Source organism: Rhodanobacter sp. FW106-PBR-R2A-1-15 (assembly GCF_058789735.1).
This window is the reverse complement of record NZ_JBYTEM010000004.1, coordinates 57032-77485: the sequence shown is the minus strand read 5'-3', so window position 1 is coordinate 77485 and position 20454 is coordinate 57032. Positions and strand designations below refer to the sequence as shown.

At 64.7% G+C, this 20454-nt stretch carries 19 protein-coding genes and 1 tRNA gene; 2 read left to right on the top strand and 18 right to left on the bottom strand.

All coding sequences use genetic code 11. The features are described from left to right. Window positions 1–4: 4 nt before the first annotated feature. Window positions 5–595 (top strand): CDP-alcohol phosphatidyltransferase family protein, encoded by a 591-nt coding sequence (locus AC3WTD_RS03715; protein ID WP_027492189.1) that lies wholly within the window; start codon window positions 5–7, stop codon window positions 593–595. Window positions 596–614: 19 nt separating this feature from the next. Here AC3WTD_RS03715 and AC3WTD_RS03710 read toward each other — a convergent pair whose 3' ends face one another. The 7 genes from AC3WTD_RS03710 to AC3WTD_RS03680 all read right to left on the bottom strand — a co-directional run bounded on the left by AC3WTD_RS03710 (window position 615) and on the right by AC3WTD_RS03680 (window position 7746). After that, window positions 615–1397, bottom strand: coding sequence for an ABC transporter ATP-binding protein (locus AC3WTD_RS03710; RefSeq protein ID WP_492612934.1), 783 nt, complete (start codon window positions 1395–1397; stop codon window positions 615–617). Further along, complete coding sequence (locus tag AC3WTD_RS03705) at window positions 1390–2187, bottom strand: ABC transporter permease (protein WP_492612933.1); 798 nt, start codon at window positions 2185–2187, stop codon at window positions 1390–1392. Before AC3WTD_RS03705 ends, AC3WTD_RS03710 begins: the two co-directional genes overlap by 8 nt. After that, a complete protein-coding gene (locus tag AC3WTD_RS03700; protein WP_492612932.1) occupies window positions 2184–3020 on the bottom strand; it encodes an ABC transporter permease subunit in 837 nt (278 codons plus the stop codon). The genes AC3WTD_RS03705 and AC3WTD_RS03700 overlap by 4 nt, the downstream gene beginning before the upstream one ends. Window positions 3021–3042: 22 nt before the next feature. Further along, the gene (locus AC3WTD_RS03695; RefSeq protein WP_492612931.1) at window positions 3043–4434 is read right to left on the bottom strand and encodes an ABC transporter substrate-binding protein; all 1392 of its coding nucleotides are present in this window, start codon (window positions 4432–4434) and stop codon (window positions 3043–3045) included. Between the two features lie 106 nt (window positions 4435–4540). Beyond that, window positions 4541–6877: a TonB-dependent receptor gene (locus AC3WTD_RS03690; protein WP_492612930.1), complete on the bottom strand. Its 2337-nt coding sequence runs from the start codon at window positions 6875–6877 to the stop codon at window positions 4541–4543. Between the two features lie 368 nt (window positions 6878–7245). Beyond that, window positions 7246–7440, bottom strand: a complete 195-nt coding sequence (locus AC3WTD_RS03685; RefSeq protein ID WP_027492185.1) for a hypothetical protein — start codon at window positions 7438–7440, stop codon at window positions 7246–7248. Window positions 7441–7449: 9 nt separating this feature from the next. Continuing rightward, window positions 7450–7746 carry a BufA1 family periplasmic bufferin-type metallophore gene (locus AC3WTD_RS03680; protein ID WP_027492184.1) on the bottom strand — a complete coding sequence of 99 codons (297 nt, stop codon included), beginning with the start codon at window positions 7744–7746 and terminating at the stop codon, window positions 7450–7452. Between the two features lie 18 nt (window positions 7747–7764). Here AC3WTD_RS03680 and AC3WTD_RS03675 point away from each other — a divergent pair, with 18 nt between their 5' ends. Beyond that, a complete protein-coding gene (locus tag AC3WTD_RS03675; protein WP_492612980.1) occupies window positions 7765–8499 on the top strand; it encodes a transposase in 735 nt (244 codons plus the stop codon). On the opposite strand, the gene AC3WTD_RS03670 is transcribed toward AC3WTD_RS03675, so the two are convergent. From AC3WTD_RS03670 to nuoE, 11 genes are all read right to left on the bottom strand, one after another. After that, a tRNA-Met gene (locus AC3WTD_RS03670) sits at window positions 8456–8532 on the bottom strand. The two genes, AC3WTD_RS03675 and AC3WTD_RS03670, sit on opposite strands and share 44 nt — an antisense overlap. Before the next feature lie 93 nt (window positions 8533–8625). Further along, window positions 8626–10080: an NADH-quinone oxidoreductase subunit NuoN gene (gene nuoN, locus AC3WTD_RS03665; protein WP_027492182.1), complete on the bottom strand. Its 1455-nt coding sequence runs from the start codon at window positions 10078–10080 to the stop codon at window positions 8626–8628. 12 nt (window positions 10081–10092) lie between these two features. Further along, on the bottom strand, window positions 10093–11598 hold the full coding sequence (locus tag AC3WTD_RS03660) for a complex I subunit 4 family protein (RefSeq protein WP_027492181.1): 1506 nt from the start codon (window positions 11596–11598) through the stop codon (window positions 10093–10095). A gap of 14 nt (window positions 11599–11612) precedes the next feature. Next, the gene (gene nuoL / locus AC3WTD_RS03655; RefSeq protein WP_027492180.1) at window positions 11613–13700 is read right to left on the bottom strand and encodes an NADH-quinone oxidoreductase subunit L; all 2088 of its coding nucleotides are present in this window, start codon (window positions 13698–13700) and stop codon (window positions 11613–11615) included. 4 nt (window positions 13701–13704) lie between these two features. Continuing rightward, a complete protein-coding gene (gene nuoK, locus AC3WTD_RS03650; protein ID WP_008435603.1) occupies window positions 13705–14010 on the bottom strand; it encodes an NADH-quinone oxidoreductase subunit NuoK in 306 nt (101 codons plus the stop codon). After that, window positions 14007–14660 (bottom strand): NADH-quinone oxidoreductase subunit J, encoded by a 654-nt coding sequence (locus AC3WTD_RS03645; RefSeq protein WP_027492179.1) that lies wholly within the window; start codon window positions 14658–14660, stop codon window positions 14007–14009. The genes nuoK and AC3WTD_RS03645 overlap by 4 nt, the downstream gene beginning before the upstream one ends. A 9-nt stretch (window positions 14661–14669) precedes the next feature. Continuing rightward, window positions 14670–15161: an NADH-quinone oxidoreductase subunit NuoI gene (nuoI, locus tag AC3WTD_RS03640; RefSeq protein ID WP_027492178.1), complete on the bottom strand. Its 492-nt coding sequence runs from the start codon at window positions 15159–15161 to the stop codon at window positions 14670–14672. Between the two features lie 3 nt (window positions 15162–15164). Continuing rightward, window positions 15165–16217 carry an NADH-quinone oxidoreductase subunit NuoH gene (nuoH, locus tag AC3WTD_RS03635; protein ID WP_027492177.1) on the bottom strand — a complete coding sequence of 351 codons (1053 nt, stop codon included), beginning with the start codon at window positions 16215–16217 and terminating at the stop codon, window positions 15165–15167. Window positions 16218–16222: 5 nt separating this feature from the next. Next, the gene (gene nuoG, locus AC3WTD_RS03630) at window positions 16223–18550 is read right to left on the bottom strand and encodes an NADH-quinone oxidoreductase subunit NuoG (protein ID WP_492612929.1); all 2328 of its coding nucleotides are present in this window, start codon (window positions 18548–18550) and stop codon (window positions 16223–16225) included. Then, window positions 18547–19857: an NADH-quinone oxidoreductase subunit NuoF gene (gene nuoF / locus AC3WTD_RS03625; RefSeq protein WP_027492175.1), complete on the bottom strand. Its 1311-nt coding sequence runs from the start codon at window positions 19855–19857 to the stop codon at window positions 18547–18549. Before nuoF ends, nuoG begins: the two co-directional genes overlap by 4 nt. Next, entirely contained in the window at window positions 19857–20426 is a 570-nt protein-coding gene (gene nuoE / locus AC3WTD_RS03620; protein WP_027492174.1) for an NADH-quinone oxidoreductase subunit NuoE, read from the bottom strand. The genes nuoF and nuoE overlap by 1 nt, the downstream gene beginning before the upstream one ends. Between the last annotated feature and the right edge of the window lie 28 nt (window positions 20427–20454).

Below are 20454 nucleotides of genomic sequence, written 5' to 3'. Positions count from 1 at the left end.
AACCATGCTCGATACCCGTGCACGTCATCTGGTGGAACCGTTCATTGCCCGGGTCGCCCGCGGCCTGAAGGCGCTGGGCCTCTCCGCGAATGCGGTCACGGCACTGGCCATGCTGGTAGGTGTGGTCGCAGCGCTGAGCATCGCGTTGGATCAACCGTGGCTGGGGATTGGCCTGCTGTGGCTGTCGGGGTTGCTGGATGCGTCGGACGGCGCCCTCGCCCGCATGACCCATACCAGCCCCCTGGGCGCCATCATGGACATCACCTTCGATCGTGTGGTCGAGGTGGCCATGATCGTCGCCTTGGCGTGGCGTCATCCCGAAGCGCGCTTCATGCTGGTGATCCTGGCGGGCGAAATCGCTGTGGCGATGTCCTTGTTTCTGTCGATCGCGGCGGCGATTCGCAATACATCGGTGAAATCCTTTCACTACTCCCCGGGCCTGGGGGAGCGCACCGAGGCGTTCATCTGCCTCACGCTGATGGTGGCGGACCGCAGCCATCTCCTGATCTGGACCGGCGTCTTCATCGCCGTGATCGGCTACACCATGGTCCAGCGGTTGCGCCATGCCGCGCGATGGCTGTCCCTGCCGTCGTAACGCGCGCGCCCGCGAGGCGTCAGGTACGCCGGTGCGACACGCCGGAGGTGGACGCAACCGGGGCATCGATCACGAGGCTCCAGAAGGCCGCTTCCCGTGCCACGCCGGTGTCCGGGTCGCCGCAAAAGGCAGCGCGATCGTGGTAGAGGCGCAGCTGCCCGCGTCGCATCAGGGCGAAGGTATCGCCCATGCGCAGCGACTCTTTGAGATCGTGCGTCACGAACATTGAGGTGATGCCACGCGTGCGCGCCACTTGCTTAAAGAGCGTCTGGGCGCTGACCCGGGTATCGGGATCGAGGTTGCTGAAGGGCTCATCCAGCAGAAGCAAGGCGGGCTCCACGATCAGGGCGCGGGCAAACGCGGCGCGTTGGCGCTGGCCACCGGACAACGCGTGGGGTGCACGGCGCTCCAGCCCGTCGAGTTCGAGCAGGACCATCAACTCGCTGACCCGCGCCCGAATCTCGGCCTCGGGTCGATGCCGCAACCGCAGACCAAAGGCGACGTTGTCGAACAGGTTCAGATGCGGAAACAACAAGGGCTCCTGATTGAGGTACACCATGCCGCGCTGGTGAGGCGGCAGTCCGTCGACGGGCTGGCTTCCGAGGGTGATGCGGCCAGCCGCGATCGGCACGAGCCCGGCAATCGCGCGCAGCAAGGTGGTCTTGCCGCAACCGGAGGCACCGATCACCGCCAACGTGGTGCCGGCAGCCAGATGCAGCGAGGCGCCGTCCAGCACGGCGCTGTCCCCGAGCGTCACCCGTAGGTTCTCGATCGTCAGGGCAACAGGTGAGCGATTACTCATGGGACGAGCCTGCCTGGGGTGCCAGGAGCGACGGGGGCACCGCGCGATGGACCAGTAGCGTGACCAGGGGCGGCGTCATCAAGATCAGGGCACACGTCGCGGCCAGCCGAAGGTCGCCGGACGTAAAGTACTCGAACAGGCGGATGGTGAGCGTCTGCACCTCGCCCTGCCCGATCAACCGTACCAGCGCGTAGTCGAACCAGGAAATCAGAAACGTCTGGAACAGGCAGACGGCGAGCATCGGGCGCGCCACCGGCACCAGGACGCGCCACCAAACCTGAAGGCGACGCGCGCCCAAGGTGCTCGCCAGGTCTTCCAGCGCGGCGACGCGTGGTGTCCACAACGCGCTCAGCAGGATGACCGCGTAGGCATAGGCGAAGACCAGCTGGGCGAGCAGCACGCCGAGGAGATGTCCGGCCAGGTGCAGATGCAGAAACGCAAACAGCAGGCCGACAGCCAGCACCACCGGTGAGAGCGCGTACGGCAGATGCAGCGCCGTCAGCCACGCACCGCGCCGCGGGAGGCCCGCGACCCGTCGACTGGTCGGTAAGCCGAGCGCCGTCGCGACCACAGCCACCGTCAGTGCCAGGGCGAGCGAGCGAGCCAGCGCGCCCAGCATGCCGGCGCCAGTGAGGTCCCCGGCTACCTCGTGCCATTGCTGGACCTGCCACGCGGTCGGCCACAGCGCGGGCCACCGCCACTGGCGGGCGACGGAAAGCATGCCCAATAGCAGCGGCGGAGCCACAAGCGCCAGGGCCAGGAGGCTGGCCAGCACGCGTCGAACGCTCATGCGTCGCCCTCCCCGCCCACCCGGTGTCGGTGCCAGCGAAACAACGCCAGCAAAGCGGTCACGGCGATCACGGCGTACAGCGCGGCGATCGCATAGGCCTCGGGCTTGCTGGTGAGGTCAAAGCGATCGAACTTGCGCTGGATCAGGAGCGACACGACCTGCGGGTACTGCGCGCCCACCATGAGCGGCACCTCAAAGGCGCCGGCCAGTACGATGAAGTACACGCTGAACGTGGGTGCTCCGGCGCGCAGCACGACGGGAAACGTCACGCGACGCCAGACTTGCCACGAACTGGCTCCAAGCGTGCGGGCCACCTGCCCCAGGTCGGCGACGCGCGCGTGCCGCATCAATCGATCGACCAACAGCCACAAAAACGGCGCGACGAGGCACACCTGGGTCAGCACGATGCCGCTGCCCGAGCGCGTGAACAGCAGCGCTGGAAACTGCTCGGGCCGGTCGATCAGCCCCGCGGCGTGACTGAGACGGGCCAACCAGCCGGTGTTGCCGAACAGCTCGATGCTCAGCAGGGCCGCCACCAGCGGTGGCACGGCCAGCGGCACAAAAAGGAGGCTGCCCAGGGCACCGCGACGCGCGTGTGCGCCCAGCACGGCCTGGCCGATCATGGCCAGCCCCAAGGCCACGATCATGGTGACGGCGGCCAGGGCGAAGCTGTAACCGATGGACGCCCAGGTCTCGCCGCTCGCCAGCGCGGCACGCCAATGCGCGAGCGTCCAACCCGTCGAGAGCAGGCCGATACCGCCCGAGGCATAGGCCACCATGAAGATCCAGGCCACCACCATCGGCCCCACTGTCAGCAACAGCAGGAGCGTCAACCACGGGTCCGGGGTGCGCCACCTAGTCATGCATCACCTGGCGACGAAAGTCTTCGGACAGGCGGATCATCCACTCAGGTGAGGGCTCCGGTCGGGCGAAGGGCTGGAGGGCGTGTCGCCCCGGGGCGTGCTGACGCGCTTGGACCCGCGCAAAGCGTGCACGCCAATCACCCGGCAACGCGTCCAGGGACAGCACCGTGCCGTCCCCCCATACCTTGGGATCGAGCTTGCGCAGCTGCGCATCCGGGGATTCCAGGAAGTTGATCGTCACCATCGCGGCGGCTTTGTGCGCCGAGCGCTGGACGATCCCCAGGTAGTGGCTGTTCTGCAGGGTGCCGGTGGTCAAGGCGTAGGCCGTGGCGGTCGGCGGAAAGAGGCCATCATCGACTTTGTTGTCGACCTCGCCGTCGTTGAAGCCCATGGTGAAGTCCACTTCGCCGTTGGCGAAGAGCGTATGCAGCTGCGCCACATCCGTGGGAAAGGTCTCGCCGTGACGCCACAAGTCGCCCCGCACGGACTGTACCCAGGCGAACACGCGATCGCGCAGGCGCGCATAGACCACCGGATCGAACGGCCCTTGCAGCTGCGCCGGCGCATCGGCGAAGGCGTACAGGAGCGATTTGAGAAAACTGGTGCCGGTAAAACCGGTGTCGAAAGTAAAGCGGCCCGGGTGTGCGTGAATCCATTGCGCGAGCGCCGCCGGCGTGCGCGGCGGATTGCTGACGCGGGCGCGGTCCGTGATCAGCAGCAACTGGACGTTGCCCCAGGGCGCCTCCTGGCCGTCGACGGGCTGCTGGAAGTCCAGTGCGATGAACGGATTCTGCCAATCGACGTACCGGTTGTTCGGCAGCTGAGCGGTAAAGGGACCAAACAGCGCGTGGATCTGGCGCAACTGGTAGAACGTTTCGCCATTGATCCAGACGATATCGAAGGCACTGGAGGCAGGGCCGGCCTCCGCCTCGGTCATCAAGGCGGTCACCACGGTATTGCCCTGCCCCGGCACGAGCCGCAGCGTGATGCCGAAGTCGTGAGCGAGATGGGGCGCCACGTAGGTGCGCATATAGGCATTGATGGCCGGATCGCCCTGCCACATCGCCATCGTCACGGTTTGGCCGCGCGCCTGGGTGAGTACGGTGCCCCACGACGCCGTGCGGGGGTCGGCCGCAGGTGCCGGCGTCGGGCTCTGACAGGCCGCCAGGGCGACGGCCAATCCAAGGCCCGACAGGCCTCGCACCAACCGATGCAGCGCCATCCCAGTCGCGGGCGGTGCGGGATTCCCAACGTGCACGTGAAACATTCCTTGCGAAGTCAGCATGATCTGACGGGGGCTTTCGCGCGTCCATGCCCAAACGCCAAACGCCCCTTCATGAGAGGGCCAAGGGCTGGAAAAGCATTCATCGCGTTGCGTGAACATCGCGCCTTCAGCGACCGGATCGAAGGCCCCATCGCGATGGGACGGCGCCCGTCACGACACAGGCCGATGCCAGCACAGACGCCGGGCGACGATCGGAACCCAACGGTCAGTAGTTGTAGCGATACTCCAATAGCACCGTCCGCGGCGGCAGGGTGGCGACCTGGGGGATGATCGTGCCATTTTGCGTATATTGCGCATAACCCACGTAACCGATGTCACCCAGGTTCGGTTTCGCGTTACCGGCATTGTGGACATTCAAGGAAACATCCGATGGCCCATGCCGCACGCCGACACGAACGTTGGTGAGCACGTAAGCATCGCGCGTCCCGAACAGGCCGTTGCCACCGTTCAGCAAGGTCCGGCTGCTGCCCGTATAGCCCGCGTCCGCTTCCAGGTAACCGTCCCAGCCCCGCGAAATAGGATGGGTATAGACACCCGCTAGCGTCGCCGTCCAGGTAGGCACACCCAGGACCGACGAGCCGGGCGTGATGCCCACGATCGACAGCGCGCCAGGGTCGTTGATGCGGCTGCGTTCGTAACCCACGCCGGCGCGTAGCTCGAGGTGCTCGGTGGCGCGTCCGTTGAACTCGACTTCACCCCCGTCGATGTGCGCGTGGCGGCCGTTGATGGAAAAGTACGCGCCACAAGGCAAGGCGACTTGCTGTTGGAGATTGCGCCAGTCGATGTGGTAGGCGGACGCCGAGATGAAAATGCCTGCATCGGGAATCGACGTTTTGGCACCAACTTCATAGCTCCAGAGCGTGTCTGACTTCAGATGCGTAATGTCATCGGCGGGTAACGACGGCAACGCGCAGAACGGCAGATACTGCTGCGCCGCGCCGGCTCGAAACCCCTTCGACGCCGACGCATAGAACAGGGTGTTTGGCATAGCTTGATAACGGATCGCGAGCCTGGGGTCGAGACCCGATTGATGGCTCGACTGCGGATCGCTGGTCGTGGCTCCGAAGTTGTTGAAGCCATACGCTGTGAAGTCGGACGTTTGATGCAGCCAATACTGTCGGGCGCCCAGGGTGGCCGTCCAACGCTCGGCGAGCGGTACGTCGATCTCGCCGAAGATCGCCTTCTCTTCCTGCATGCCCGGGTTGCGGTCGATCCAAAGAAGGTTGTTCGGCCAAGGACCCACCACGGTGTTGTCCGCCGTGGCTGCCACAAGCCCCTGCGCGTACTCTGGCGGCACACTGAGCGTGGTGTGGGTCTTCGAATAGAACGCGCCCAACGTGCCCTTGGCGCCAAAGACGTCCGTGAATTCCCATCGAAGCTCCTGGCTAAACTGATCCTGGTGGTGTTCCTGGTCCCAGAGGAAAGGCTGTGGCGGAAGCGATGGCACGCCGTAGTAGCCGCTCATGACTTGCTGGGTGCCATAGGTGGAGTCCTCGATGTCGCGGCTGTGGCGATCAAAGTAGCTGGTGACCGACACTAACGTGTAGTGATCCCCGTGGTAGCGAAGATCGAGGGACGGCAAATACCACTTGTCCAACGCGCTGGGCTGGATATCGAAGGCCCGGTCAAGCTGATACGCCGGCTTGAAGGATGGCAGGGGAGCAAAGGTCGCGGGAAAGCCGTGGAAATAGGTGTTCTGCATCAAGAAGCGCAAGGTCGCATCGAACGACGGAGTGACGCGAAGAAGCGTTGTGATCGATCCGCCGTACGTCGTTTGCGCACCCTGGTCATCCACACGCGTACGCGGGGCAGCGATAAAGGGATCGCCGACGGCTGGACTGTCGGGTGAGGGATAGGTGCGCGTCAGGTAGCCGGCGTCGTGGTTGGCGAAGAGCACGGCGCGGATGGCCATTTCGTCGGGAATGACCACGAGATTGCCGGTCACGCTACCGCCCTTATCCGGGCTCCCACCACCGGACGTGAATCCTGCTTGCGTCATGAAGCCGATGTCGTTGTGCGACAGGTCGGGTTTTTGGGTAATGATGCGGACGGTGCCGCCCAATGAGCTTTGCCCAAATAGCGTGCCCTGCGGCCCTTTCAGAACCTCGATGCGCTCCATGTCGACAATGCGCGGATCGATCGATTCGGGTAGCGGCGTATCGTCAATATAAAAGCCGGTGGAACCCGCCGCGCCAAAGAGGTTCTGTCCGCCGATCCCTCGGATCGCAATGGTTCGCGCCGCTGAAATGCCGGTAGTGCCCGATCCGTAGTTGAACGACAGGTTCGGTGTCTTGGTGGCGTAATCGTTGAACGAGCGGATATCCAGCGCATTGAGGGACGACGCTGAGAAGGTCGTGATGCTCTCGGGAACGGTAATCAACGGCTCCTGCTGATCACGGGCGGTCACGATGATGGCCTGTAAGTCCTTTGGCGTCTGGTCAGGCGCGGTGCTTTGGGCAAAGACGGTCGGGGTCGCCGTGACCAGCGAGACAGCGAGGCATTGGGCAAGCATCTTGAGGCGAGGCCGCTTGGACCCGCGCACGCGCCGTGTCATGAACAACCAAGGGCCACGGACGGGGGCGGCATCCACGTGATGTGTGGCGTTAACAGCCCGATGGTTTCGCGGCCGGCTCATAACACTTACGTTCACAGAACTGCTCCGTCTGATTTGAGTGATAACACGATCCGTACGACGCCGTGGGCGCGCGGGAAGGAATGCGGGCGATAGCCCCTTCCGTTGGGAAGGACGGGCGGCACGCGGGTGAAAGGCATGCGTCGGCACCCGGCCAGCAGACTTAGCCCCTGCGAGCCTCGTGCGCACGGCATTCATGAACCACCTAACTGAGCAGTCCTCTGTGCCGGTTGCCGCGGGAATACCTACGGTACGATCGACGCGTCACGGTTTGGTCCTCAGAGCGAGCCACGAACACAGTAGGCACCGTTCTCAGGCAATGTGGCACCGGCCTCCCTCCATAAGAGGCTGTGCACTTCGAACCACGGCACCCGCGGCTGCTCCTGCAGCACCCGGGCGATGTGCGGCGCGCGCAAGCCGATCCCGACGGCTGCCGGGATCGGGCGCTGCACCTGTGGCAGCAGGCAGCTCATGGCCCTGACTCAGGCCTTGTCGACCGGGGTGGTAGAACCGCCGTCGATCTTCTCGCACAGGCCGGCCGGCACGGCCACGAACGCATTGGCATCACGTGCCTTGCTGTCCTGGCCGGCGCATGAATGCCCCGGCGACTTGCAGTCGTTCTTGTGCGCCGCATTGATGCCGTAGCACTTGGTCATGGCCATGTTGGCCGACTTCATGTCGTTCGCGCCGTTCGGCGCCGGGCTGGCGGTGGCAACCGATACCACGCCGAAGGTCAGCGCGCCGGCCAGGGCGACCTTGAGCAGATTGTCGTAGTTCATGATGGGTATCTCCGTAAGGTGGGCCGGGGCGTCCGGCACCTCATAGAGCCGCCCGGGAGGCCGAAGGATTCACGCGATTCGTGTGTGCCCCACGCGGCCATCAAGCGGCTGCCACGCGAAGTCGCTGCTCAACCACCCGCAGGCCGCCCCAGAAAGCGGGACGGACCCGAGCCTTTCAAGCGCGCGCAGAAGGACGTGGATGCGCGCTGGACGAAGAAGCACGGCAAGAGCCACTACGGTTACAAGCTGCACGCCAACACGGATCGGCGCTGGGGCTTCATCCGCAAGGTCGACGTCACCAGCGCCTCGGTCAACGACACCGAGGTGTTCGAGTCGATACTGGACGAGGCCAATACCCACAAAGATGTCTACGCCGACCGCGGCTATGCCAAGCACGCGCGGGAAACCGAGCTGTACGTGCAGGGCTATCGGGCCAACATTCAGCGCAAGGGCACGCGGGCTGAGCTGGAACGCGCAGAAAGCGAATTGCAGGATGCGCAGGAAGCCATGCGCCCTGCCCCGGCCGTGACCATGCTGCCGCGGCTGCGCGAGCGCTGGGACGCGATGGTGAAAGTGCTGGCGCAACGTGCGCAAAACTTGCCGGCAGCACGCGAAGCGATCCGCGAATTGCTCGGGGAGCGAATCACCGTCCGAAATGAAAACGGCGACCTCTTCGCAGAGATCGCCGCATCGGATTGTCAGCTAAAGCTGGTAGCGGGGGCAGGATTCGAACCTGCGACCTTCGGGTTATGAGCCCGACGAGCTGCCAGACTGCTCCACCCCGCATCAGAGTCCGCGAAGTTTACCGGGATGGCGGGTTTCTTGCAAGCACGAAGATCGCCGCAGCCGCTGGAAAACCATCCACCACCGGCGCCGAGGTCAGACGCCGAACGCGCGCTGGCACCACGCCAGCAAGGGTCCCCAGTACAGACCGAGCGCAAGCAGGGCCAGTGCGTTCACCGACAGCACCACGCGCAGCGACGTGTCGGCCTTGACCTCCACCACCGCGCCCTCCTCCGCCGTATCGAAGTACATCACCTTGATGACATACAGGTAGTAGTAGAGCCCGATGAACGCCGCGACGATACCGACGATGGCCAGCCACAGCATGTCGGCATGGATCGCCGCCTCGAGCACCAGCACCTTCGCCCAGAACCCGAACAGAGGCGGCACGCCGGCCAGCGAGAACATCGCCAGCAACATCAGGAACGCCATCCACGGCGCTTTCTGGTTCAGGCCCTTGAAGTCGCTGATCTCTTCACACTCGAACCCGGCGCGGGTGAGCACCAGCATCACGCCGAACGCCGCCGCGCTCATCAACGCGTAGCAGATCACGTAGAACAGCGCGGCCGAATAGCCCTCCGGGGTCGCCGCCGAAAGCCCCAGCAGCACGTAGCCCATGTGCGAGATGGTCGAGTACGCCATCATGCGCTTGAAGTTGGTCTGCACGATGGCGACCAGGTTGCCGAGCACCAGCGATGCGGTGGCCAGCGCGGCCAGCATCGGCTGCCAGTACCGGCTGAGGTCGCCCATGCCGACCTCGAGTAGGCGCCAGGCCAGGCCGAAGGCCGCCAGTTTCGACACCGCACCGATGAAGGTGGTCACCGGCGTCGGCGCGCCGTGGTAGACATCCGGCAGCCACATGTGGAACGGTGCGACGCCCAGCTCGAAACCGATGCCCACCAGCATGAATATCAGGCCCAGCAGCAGCAGCTTCGGCGCGGTGGTGTAGGCCATCACGCCATGCAACTGCGCCAGATCCAGCGTCGGTGTACCACCCATGCCAGACGCACCATAGACCATCGACATGCCGTACAGCAGCATGCCGCTGGCGAGCGCACTCAGCACGAAGTACTTGATCGCCGCCTCCGGCGGCAAGAGCGCATCGCGATTCAGTGCGACCAGTGCATAGGACGACAACGACAGCAGCGCCAGGCCGAGGTAGATCGTCACCAGGTTGCCGGCCGACACCAGCACCATCACGCCGAGCACGGCGAAGATCATCAACGAGTAGAACTCGCCGCCGAACAGCTTGCGGTCGATCATGTATGGCCGCGCGTACACGAACACCACGGCGGTGAGACCCAGCGCAAAGACCTTGAGGATCTCCGCCATGTGGTCGCGCACGAACATGCCGTTGAACGCCGTCGCGGTCTGCTCGGGCTGGCCGGCGACCACCAGGTAGATCGCCACCAGCAGCACGGCGATGGAGATCCAGTGCAGCTGCGGTCGCTGCGCCGGTTTCATGAATGCGTCCAGCAGCAGGATCAGGCACACCGCCGCCACCAGGTAAAGCTCCGGCAGCAGGGTCAGGATGTCATGGAGAGTGGGCATGTTCGCTTCTGCTCAGATCTTGTGGACGGCAAGTTGCTGCACCAGGTGCGCCACCGAGCTGTCCATCAGGTGGACCAGCGGCTGCGGCCACACGCCGATGATCAGGACCGCAACGGCAAAGCCGATCAGCACCCAGGTTTCCCGCGCGGTCATCGGCGTCATGTGTCTGACATGTTCGGTGGTCACCGGTCCCCACAGCACGCGCTTGACCAACCACAAGGTGTAGCCGGCGCCGATGATCAGGGTGAAGGTGGCAAACAACGCGATCCACGGACTGGCGCTGAAGCTGGCCAGGATCACCATGAACTCGCCGACGAAACCACTGGTGCCAGGCAGGCCGCAGTTCGCCATCGCGAACAACACGTAGAAGAAGCCGAACCACGGCATCATGTTGATGACACCGCCGTAATCCTTGATCTGGCGCGTGTGGGTACGGTCGTACATCACGCCGATGCAGGTGAACATGGCGCCGGAGACGAAACCGTGCGAGATCATCTGCACCATCGCACCCTGCATGCCCAGACTGGCCATCTCGGTGTTGCCGCCTTCGCGCACCAGCATGAACGCCATGAAGATGCCCAGGGTGACGAAGCCCATGTGCGCCACGGACGAATAGGCCACCAGCTTCTTCATGTCCTCCTGCACCAGCGCGACATAGCCGATGTAGATGATGGCGACCAAGCTGAGCACGATCACGATCCACGCGAAGTGCGCACCGGCATCGGGGGTGATCGGCAGGATGAAGCGCACCATGCCGTAGGTGCCGATCTTCAGCATCACCGCGGCCAGCCACACCGAGCCGCCGGTGGGGGCCTCGACGTGGGCGTCGGGCAGCCAGGTGTGCACCGGCACCATTGGCACCTTGATCGCGAAGGCGATCAGGAACCCGAAGAACAGCCACGCCTGCTCCTTCATGGTCAGCGGCAGGGCGGCCAGCGTCGCCAGGTCGAACGTATGCGCCTTCTGATACAGGTACAGCAGCGCAATCAGCATGAACACCGAACCGGTGAACGTGTAGATGAACAGCTTCAGCGTCGCGTATACGCGCCTCGGGCCACCCCACATGCCGATCAGGATATACATCGGGATCAGCACCGCCTCGAAGAAGGCGTAGAACACCAGCGCGTCGGTGGCGCAGAACACACCGATCAGCAGGCCCTCCAGCAGCAGCATGCAGGCCATGTACTGGTGCGGCCGGTTCTGGATGACCTTCCACGCCCCGCCGATGACCAGGATGCCGACGAAGGTCGTCATCAGGATCAATGCGACAGAGATGCCGTCCACCGCCAAGGTGAAATGCACGCCCCAGGTAGCAATCCAGACATGGGTTTCCTGCATCTGCATCACCGACCCGTTCGGGTCGTAGCGCAGCAGCCACAGGCTGATCACGAAGGTCGCGATGGTAATCAGCAACGCCAGCCAGCGCGCCAGCATCGGCCGGGCCGAGCCGGCCAGCAGCACCGGCACCGCGCCGACGATGGGCAGCCAGATCAGCAGACTGAGAAGATGAGTGAACATGGAGCCTGCTTCCCCTAGTTGCCGAACAGTCGATAGCCGCCAAACAGCACGATCACGCCGATGATCATGGCGAACGCGTAGTGGTACAGGTAGCCGGTCTGGAGTCGCCGCATCAGCGCCGCGCCGCGATGGATCAGCCGCACCGACCCGTTCACCGCCACGCCATCGATCACGCCGGCGTCACTGAACTTCCAGAACAGGCGCCCCATTTTCTGCCCACCGCTAGCGAACAGCGCGTACTCCACTTCATCCACCCAGTACTTGCGGTCGAGCACCGTCCACAACGGCATGAGCGCCCGCTTGATCCGATCGGCCAGCGCGGGATTGAACACGTAGATGTAAGTGCAGATCACGAAGGCCACCAGCACCAGCAGGAACGGCAGCTGGGTGAAGCCATGCAAGGCCATCGTCGCCGCGCCGTGGAACTCCTGGCCGAGCTCGGCCAGTACGTCGTTGGCCTCGTTCACGTGGATCGCAGTGCCGAACCAGTTGCCGAACAGCATCGGCCCCACGGTGACGTAACCAATCAGCAGCGACGGGATCGCCAGCAGGATCAGCGGCAGCGTGACCACCCACGGCGATTCCTTGGGCGGGTGATGCAGCACGCCGGGCTGGCCACCGCTGTGGTGCTCGTCCTCGTGCGAGTCGGCCGAGACGTGCACGTCGTAGACGATGTCGCTGGAAGCCAGCTCATGATCGTTGCCGTGGGCGGCGACGACGGTGAAGCGCTCCTTGCCATGGAAGGTCAGGTACATCTGGCGGAATGTGTACAGCCCCGTCACCAGCACGCCGGCCATCACGCAGAAGTAGGCGTAGTTCGCGCCCCAGCGATGCGACAGGCCGACCGCCTCGATGATCGCGTCCTTCGAGTAGAAGCCCGAGGTGAACGGCACCGCCACCAGCGCCAGCGAACCGATCCACATGGTGATCCAGGTGACCGGCATGTACTTGCGCAGGCCGCCCATGTAGCGCATGTCCTGCTCGTGGTGCATCGCGATGATCACCGAGCCGGCACCGAGGAACAGCAGCGCCTTGAAGAACGCGTGGGTCATCAGGTGGAACACCGCGCCGGAGTACATCGACACGCCCAGCGCCACCGTCATGTAGCCCAGCTGCGACAGCGTGGAATACGCGATCACCCGCTTGATGTCGTTCTGCACGATGCCGATCAAGCCGGTGAACAACGCGGTGGTCGCACCGATCACCAGCACGAAGCTCAGCGCGGTCGAGGACATCTCGAACAGCGGCGACATGCGCGCCACCATGAAGATGCCGGCGGTGACCATCGTCGCGGCGTGGATCAGCGCGGAGATCGGCGTCGGGCCCTCCATCGAGTCGGGCAGCCACACGTGCAGCGGCACCTGCGCCGACTTGCCCATCGCGCCGACGAACAGCAGGATGCAGATCACGGTCGCCGCATCCCATTGCGTGTTCGCGGTGATCTGCAGGGTCTGGCCGGCCAGACCCGGCGCCGCGCTGAACGCACTGGCATAGTCCAGCGTGTGCAGGAAGGTCAGCACCGCCGCGATGCCCAACAGGAATCCGAAGTCGCCCACACGGTTGACCAGGAACGCCTTCAGGTTGGCGAAGATCGCGGTCGGCCGCTTGTACCAGAAGCCGATCAGCAGATACGACACCAGGCCCACCGCTTCCCAGCCGAAGAACAGCTGCAGGAAGTTGTTGCTCATGACCAGCATGAACATCGAGAAGGTGAACAGCGAGATGTAGCTGAAGAAGCGCGTGTAGCCCGGGTCGTCGCGCATGTAGCCGATGGTGTACAGGTGCACCACCAGCGAGACGAAGCCCACCACCACCAGCATCATCGCGGTGAGGCGGTCCACCATGAAGCCGACGCTGGCGTTGACCTGCCCGATCTGGAACCAGGTGTAGATGTTCTGGTTGTAGTTGCCCGCACCGCCCAGGGTGAGTTGGTACAGCACCTGGAAGGACAGCGCGACCGATACGATCATGCACGCGATGGTGACGCTGTGGGCGACCGCGCGGCCCGCGCGGCCAAGGAACGGGCTGACGAAACCGGCCACCAGCGAACCAAGCAGCGGCGCCAGTGCGATGGTCAACAGGACGCTCGTGGAAAGACCCATGGGTTCAGCCCTTCATGCTGTTGATGTCGGCGATGTTGATCGTGTTGCGCGTACGGAACAGCAAGACCAGGATCGCCAGGCCCACGGCAGCTTCCGCCGCGGCCACAGTGAGGATGAAAAACACGAACACCTGCCCCGACACGTCGCCCAGGAAGCGCGAGAACGCGACAAAATTCATGTTGACCGCAAGCAGCATCAGCTCGATCGACATCAGCAGCACGATCACGTTCTTGCGGTTGATGAACAGCCCGGCCACGGCGATGCAAAACAGCACAGCGCCGAGCACGATGTAGTGTGCGAGCGAGATCATGGCTTGGATTCTCCTGCGCTGCCTTCGTCGGCGGCTGGCGGTTGGCGCACGGCGTCCATCTTGACGATGCGTACGCGGTCGCGCGGATCGACCCTGACTTGCCGGCTGGCGGATTCGTAACGCGCGTCACGGCGCTCGCGCAGGGTCAGCGCCACCGCCGCCACCAGCCCTACGGTGAGCACCAGCGCAGCCACTTCGAACGGCAGCAGGAACTTCGTGTACAACGCCTGGCCCAGCCACGCGGTGTTGGACACACCGGCCACCGCGGCCGGGTCGGCACCCAGATCGCGCGCATGCATGGCCCGCACGCCGATCAGGCCGAGCATCTCGGCCAGCATGACGACGGCCACGATCACACCGACCGGCAGGAACTTCACGAAACCCTCGTGCATTTTCTCCAGGTCGATGTCGAGCATCATCACCACGAACAGGAACAACACCATCACCGCGCCGACGTAGACCACCACCAGCGCCAGCGCAAGAAACTCGGCATCCAGCAATATCCACAGGCAGGCGGCGCTGAAGAAGGTGAGCACCAGCGCGAGCACGGCATGCACGGTGTTCTTCAGCGTGATCACGGAAAGCGCGGCCGCCACGGCGACCAGGCTGAAGACGTAGAAGCAGATGATTTGCAGCGTTTGGGGATTCATCGAAGGGCCTCAGCGGTACGGCGCATCTTGGGCACGATCCGCAGCGATCTGCTGTTCGAAGCGATCGCCGATGGCAAGCAGCTTCTGCTTGTCCACCACGTTCTCGCCGCGATTCTCGAAGTGGTATTCGTGGATCGAGGTTTCGACGATCGAGTCGACCGGGCAGCTCTCCTCGCAGAAACCGCAGTAGATGCACTTGAACAGGTCGATCTCGTAGCGCGTGGTGCGGCGCTGGCCGTCGGATTCGCGCGGAGCCGAATCGATGGTGATCGCCAGCGCCGGGCAGACCGCCTCGCACAGCTTGCAGGCGATGCAACGCTCCTCGCCGTTCGCATAGCGACGCAGCGCATGCAGCCCGCGGAAGCGGTTCGACTTCGGAATGTGCTCCATCGGGTAGCGCATGGTGTACTTGGGCTTGAACATGTAGCGGATCGTCACGCCCATGCCGGCAACCAGCTCGGCCAGCATCAGACTCTTGAGATAACGGGTTATCACGTTCATGGCTTACGCTCCCACCCCGGTGCTGACCAGGCCGTAGTACTTCAACAGGCCGGCGACGAACACCCAGGCGATGCCAATGGGAATGAATACCTTCCAGCCCAGGCGCATGATCTGGTCGTAGCGGTAGCGCGGGAACGTGGCGCGGAACCACAGGAAGAAGAACGACATCACGAACGCCTTGATAAACAGCCAGGCGAAGCTGCCGGCTCCCAGCCAGCTGATCCAGCCGGGCGCGTCGGCGGAAATCCAGCCCTGCAGCGGGCTGAGCCAGCCGCCGAGGAAGAAGGTCGCCGACAGGAAGCTGACCAGGATCATGTTGGCGTATTCGGCCAGGAAGAACAGCGCGAAGGCCGAACCGGAATACTCCACGTGGAAGCCGGCGACAATCTCCGACTCACCTTCGGCCATGTCGAACGGCAGGCGGTTGGTCTCGGCCACGCCGGAGACAAAATAGATTACGAAGACCGGCAGCAACGGCAACCAGAACCAGTCGAACAGGCCCTTGCCGCCGGCCTGCGCGTTGACGATCTCGCTGAGGTTGAGGCTGCCGGCCAGCACCATCACGCAGACCAGGCACAGACCCATGGCCAGTTCGTACGAGATCACCTGGGCCGCCGAACGCATGGCACCCAGCAATGCATAGCGCGAGTTGGACGCCCAGCCGGCGATGATGATGCCGTAGACGCCCATCGAGGTCATCGCCAGCAGGTAGAGGATGCCCGCGTTGGCGTTGGACAACACCATCTTGCCGCTGAACGGGATCACCGCCCAGGCCGCCAGCGCGGGGACCAACCCGATCAACGGCGCCAGGAAATACAGGAAGCGGCTGGCCTTGGTCGGCAGGATCACTTCCTTGATCAGCAGCTTCACCACGTCGGCGAAGGCCTGCAGCACGCCGCCGGGGCCGATCTTGTTCGGCCCCAGGCGCACGTGCATCCAGCCGATGACCTTGCGCTCCCAGTACACGAACATCGCCACCGCGATCACCAGCGGCAGCACGATGCACAGGATGTAGATCAGCGGCCACACGACCTGGTTGATGAGTTGATCAGCCATGATGCCTATGCCTTGCTCAAGGTGATGGCTGCGCCGTGCGGCGGCAGCGTGGCGGTAAGGTCGTGGGCTGCCTCGATCCACACGGCGCCGTCGGGCACGGCCGCGTCGACCAGCACCGGCAACTGCACCGCGCCGATGGTCGCCTGGGCGCCGGCGACCAGGCCTTGCCGCCGGGCCTCGGCCTCGTTGAGGCGGATCGCCGGCGCGCGATTGAGCGGGTGGGCGTTGAGTGCCGTGGCTCGGCGCAGCACCGCATCGAGGCGGTAGATCGGCCAGGTGGCCAGCCGGGTGAGCGCGGCGGGCGCGGCGCGCGTCGACAGGCCCTGGCGCGGCACCTGTGCGCGCGCGCTGATGCCTTCGCGCAAACCGGCGATGTCATCGAACTCGAAACCCGCCAACTGCATCGCCCCGCCCAGGGCACGCAGGACCTTCCAGCCCGGTCGCGCCTCGCCTGGCGCCTTCGCCCCAGCCGCCACACCCTGGGCCAGCCCGTCGACGTTGACCAGGGTCGCGTCGATCTCCGGCAGCAGCGCAATCGGCAGGATCACGTCGGCCACCTCGCGCAGCGAAGGGCTGGCATAGGCGCTGAACGCCACCACCTGGTCCGCGCCATGCAGCGCCCGCAAGGCCGCACCGCCATCGGCGAAATCGTGCGGCGGCTCGACGCCGTACAGCAGGTAGCTCTTGCGCGGTTGCGCCAGCATCGCCTGCGCATCCAGCCCGCCGTTGCCCGGCACCACGCCGAGCTGTGCCAGGCCGACGGCATTCGCGCCGACCGGCAGTTCGTCGTAACCGGCATCGGTGGCGTCGGCGATGAAACGGGCGATCGCGCGCAGCCAGGATGCCTGCGGATGGGTCACTGCGGCTTCGCCGAGGATCACCACGGCCTTGCCCGACTTCAGTGCGGCGATCGCGTCGCTGTCGCCCTGATCGCTCTGCGCCGACGCGATCGCCTCGGCCAGTGCTGCCGGCGCATTCGCACCGGCAGCCACGGCAGCCTTGGCCAGCGCCAGCAGCGCATCGACCATGGCCTGAGGCGCCACCACTGCCTCGCCGGCCAGCGTGTAGTTGAAATCGAAGTGTGCCGGATTGACCGCGTAGACCTTGGCGCCCTTCTTGGTCGCCTGGTGCAGGCGGTGGTTCAGCAGCGGCACCTCATAGCGCAGGTCGGAACCGATCAGCAGCGCCGCCCGGACCTGTTCTACCTCGGCCACCGGCAACGCGAACGACTGCGCCACGGCGTTGTCGGCGAAGTCGAGCTGGCGCAGGCGATGGTCGACGTGCGCGCTGCCCAGGCCGCGGGCCAGCCGCATCAGCAGGTCGCCTTCCTCGTTCGAGGTGGCCGGGTGCAGCAGGATACCGAGCTCGCTGCCAGGCACCCTCTTCAATGCCTCGCCGGCGAACTGCAGCGCGTCTTCCCAGGTGGTCGCCTGCCACTGGCCGTTGCGCTTCACTTCCGGAGCGCTGACACGGTCGGCGGCATACATGCCCTGATGGCTGTAGCGGTCGCGGTCGGACAGCCAGCACTCGTTGACCGCCTCGTTGTCGCGCGGCACCGTGCGCAGCACTTCGCCGCGGCGGGTGTGCAGCCACAGGTTGGAGCCCAGCGCGTCGTGGTAGCCGATCGACGGCTTGGCGACCATCTCCCAGGCGCGCGCCTTGAACTGAAACGGCTTGTTGGTGAGCGCACCCACCGGGCACACGTCGATGATGTTGCCGGACAGCTCACTCTCGACGTTCTTGCCGATGTAGGTGCCGATCACGTGGCGGTCGCCGCGATCCATGCTGCCGAACTCGTAGGTGCCGGCGATCTCGCTGATGAAGCGCACGCAGCGCGTGCAGTGGATGCAGCGCGTCATCTCGGTGGCGACCAGCGGGCCGATGTCCTCGTCGGCGATGGTGCGTTTGCGCTCGGTGAAGCGCGACACGCTGCGACCGTAACCCAGCGCCATGTCCTGCAGCTCGCACTCGCCGCCCTGATCGCAGATCGGGCAGTCCATCGGGTGGTTGATGAGCAGGAACTCCATCACGTTGCGCTGCGCGTGCAGCGCCTTGTCCGAACGGGTGAGCACCTTCATGCCTTCGGCCACCGGCGTGGCGCAGGCCGGCTGCGGCTTGGGCATGGGGCGCCCGCCCATCTCCACCTCGACCAGGCACTGCCGGCAGCTCGCCGCGACCGGCAGCTTGCGGTGGTAGCAGAAACGCGGGATCGGAATGCCGGCCTTGTCGGTGGCCTCGATGATCATCGAGCCCTTGGGCACCTGGATCGGCTTGCCGTCGACCTCGATGTTGACCAGGTTCGGCGCGGTGTTCTGGGTTGGCTGCGCGCTCATGCGGCGGCTCCAAGCTTGTCGTCGACCATGGAGCGACCATGCTCGACGTAGTATTCGAATTCGTGCCAGTAGTGGTGCAGGAAGGCCTGCACCGGCCATGCCGCCGCCTCGCCGAACGCGCAGATGGTGTGACCCTCGATCTGACCGGCCACCGCCTTCAGGCGATGCAGGTCGTCCGGCACGCCCTTGCCGGCGACGATGCGGGTGAGCACGCGATGCATCCAGCCAGTGCCCTCGCGGCACGGCGTGCACTGACCGCAGGATTCCATGTGGTAGAACTGGCTGATGCGCTCGCAGGCCCGCACCATGCAGGTGGTCTCGTCCATCACGATCACCGCACCCGAGCCCAGGCCCGAACCAGCCTTCTGGATCGAGTCGTAGTCCATCGTGCAGGCCATCATCACCTCGGCCGGCAGCACCTTCATCGAAGTACCGCCCGGGATCACCGCCTTGAGCTTGTGCCCGTTGCGCACGCCGCCGGCCATCTCCAGCAGGTCCGCGAACGGCGTGCCCAGGCGGATCTCGAAATTGCCCGGGCGGTTGACGTGGCCGGATACCGAGAAGATCTTCGGGCCGCCGTTGTTCGGCTTGCCCAGGTTGAGGAACCAGTCGGCGCCGTTGCGCAGGATCGCCGGCACCGAGGCGTAGGTCTCGGTGTTGTTGATCGTGGTGGGCTTGCCGTACAGGCCGAAGTTGGCCGGGAACGGCGGCTTGAAGCGCGGCCAGCCCTTCTTGCCTTCCAGCGATTCCATCAGCGCGGTTTCCTCGCCGCAGATGTAGGCACCGGCGCCCAGCGCGGCGTAGATGTCCACGTTGATGCCGCTGCCGCCGATGTTCTTGCCCAGCAAGCCGGCCGCGTAGGCCTCCTTCAGCGCCGCCTCGAAGTGCTCGAACGGCTCGTGGTGGAATTCACCGCGCAGGTAGTTGTAGGCCACCGTGGAACCGGTGCAATAGCAGGCGATGGCCAGACCTTCGACCACCGCGTGCGGGTTGTAGCGCAGGATGTCGCGATCCTTGGCCGTGCCCGGCTCGGACTCGTCCGAGTTGCACAGGATGTATTTTTGCATGTCGCCCTTCGGCATGAAGGACCACTTCAGGCCGGTCGGGAAACCCGCGCCGCCGCGACCGCGCAGGCTGGATTTCTTGATCTCCTCGACCAGCGAGGCCGGATCGGGCTTCTCGGCGAGGATCTTCCGCCACGCCTTGTAGCCATCGACCTTCTCGTAGCTTTCCATCGACCACGGCGTGTCGAAATGCAGCGTGGTGTAGACAACCTGGTGTTCCTGCGGAGCGGGTCCGACGGCCATCAGTGCTTCCCCTCGGCGTCGTGGGCGTGTGCGGGGCCTTCGATGCTCAGGCCATCGAGGATCGCATCGAGCTTCTCGATGGTGAGGTGCTCGTGGTAATGCCCGTTCACCGTCATCGCCGGCGCGTAGACGCAGGCCGCGATGCATTCCTCTTCCTGCTTCAGGTAGACGCGACCATCCGGCGTGCTTTCGCCCAGCTTGATACCCAGCTTCTCCTCGCAATGGCGCACCAGGTCATCGGCGCCGTTGAGCCAACACGAGATGTTGGTGCAGATCGCCACGTTGTTGCGGGCCACCGGCTTGGTCTCCAGCATCGAGTAGAAGCTGGCCACCTCGTACGCCCAGATCGCCGGCAGGTCGAGGTACTTCGCCACCGCGGCGATCAGCTCGTCGGTGAGGAAGCCCTTGTTCTGCTCCTGCGCGCCGAACAGCGCCTGGATCAGCGCCGAGCGCTTGCGGTCGGGCGGAAACTTGGCCACCCAGTGGTCGATGTGCTGGCGGGTGTGCTCGGTGAGTACGACGAGGGGATCGACGTTCCTGACCTGCTCGTAATGTCCGGTGGCTTTCATGCGTTGAACTCCGGGATTCGGGTTACGG

What these genes read in the sequence shown, in the direction of transcription:
- AC3WTD_RS03715 (WP_027492189.1), top strand. Translation starts at nt 5, where the DNA reads ATGCTCGATACCCGTGCACGTCATCTGGTGGAACCGTTCATTGCCCGG.
- AC3WTD_RS03710 (WP_492612934.1), bottom strand. Translation starts at nt 1,397, where the DNA reads ATGAGTAATCGCTCACCTGTTGCCCTGACGATCGAGAACCTACGGGTG.
- AC3WTD_RS03705 (WP_492612933.1), bottom strand. Translation starts at nt 2,187, where the DNA reads ATGAGCGTTCGACGCGTGCTGGCCAGCCTCCTGGCCCTGGCGCTTGTG.
- AC3WTD_RS03695 (WP_492612931.1), bottom strand. Translation starts at nt 4,434, where the DNA reads ATGTTCACGCAACGCGATGAATGCTTTTCCAGCCCTTGGCCCTCTCAT.
- AC3WTD_RS03685 (WP_027492185.1), bottom strand. Translation starts at nt 7,440, where the DNA reads ATGAGCTGCCTGCTGCCACAGGTGCAGCGCCCGATCCCGGCAGCCGTC.
- AC3WTD_RS03680 (WP_027492184.1), bottom strand. Translation starts at nt 7,746, where the DNA reads ATGAACTACGACAATCTGCTCAAGGTCGCCCTGGCCGGCGCGCTGACC.
- nuoN (WP_027492182.1), bottom strand. Translation starts at nt 10,080, where the DNA reads ATGCCCACTCTCCATGACATCCTGACCCTGCTGCCGGAGCTTTACCTG.
- AC3WTD_RS03660 (WP_027492181.1), bottom strand. Translation starts at nt 11,598, where the DNA reads ATGTTCACTCATCTTCTCAGTCTGCTGATCTGGCTGCCCATCGTCGGC.
- nuoL (WP_027492180.1), bottom strand. Translation starts at nt 13,700, where the DNA reads ATGGGTCTTTCCACGAGCGTCCTGTTGACCATCGCACTGGCGCCGCTG.
- nuoK (WP_008435603.1), bottom strand. Translation starts at nt 14,010, where the DNA reads ATGATCTCGCTCGCACACTACATCGTGCTCGGCGCTGTGCTGTTTTGC.
- AC3WTD_RS03645 (WP_027492179.1), bottom strand. Translation starts at nt 14,660, where the DNA reads ATGAATCCCCAAACGCTGCAAATCATCTGCTTCTACGTCTTCAGCCTG.
- nuoI (WP_027492178.1), bottom strand. Translation starts at nt 15,161, where the DNA reads ATGAACGTGATAACCCGTTATCTCAAGAGTCTGATGCTGGCCGAGCTG.
- nuoH (WP_027492177.1), bottom strand. Translation starts at nt 16,217, where the DNA reads ATGGCTGATCAACTCATCAACCAGGTCGTGTGGCCGCTGATCTACATC.
- nuoG (WP_492612929.1), bottom strand. Translation starts at nt 18,550, where the DNA reads ATGAGCGCGCAGCCAACCCAGAACACCGCGCCGAACCTGGTCAACATC.
- nuoF (WP_027492175.1), bottom strand. Translation starts at nt 19,857, where the DNA reads ATGGCCGTCGGACCCGCTCCGCAGGAACACCAGGTTGTCTACACCACG.
- nuoE (WP_027492174.1), bottom strand. Translation starts at nt 20,426, where the DNA reads ATGAAAGCCACCGGACATTACGAGCAGGTCAGGAACGTCGATCCCCTC.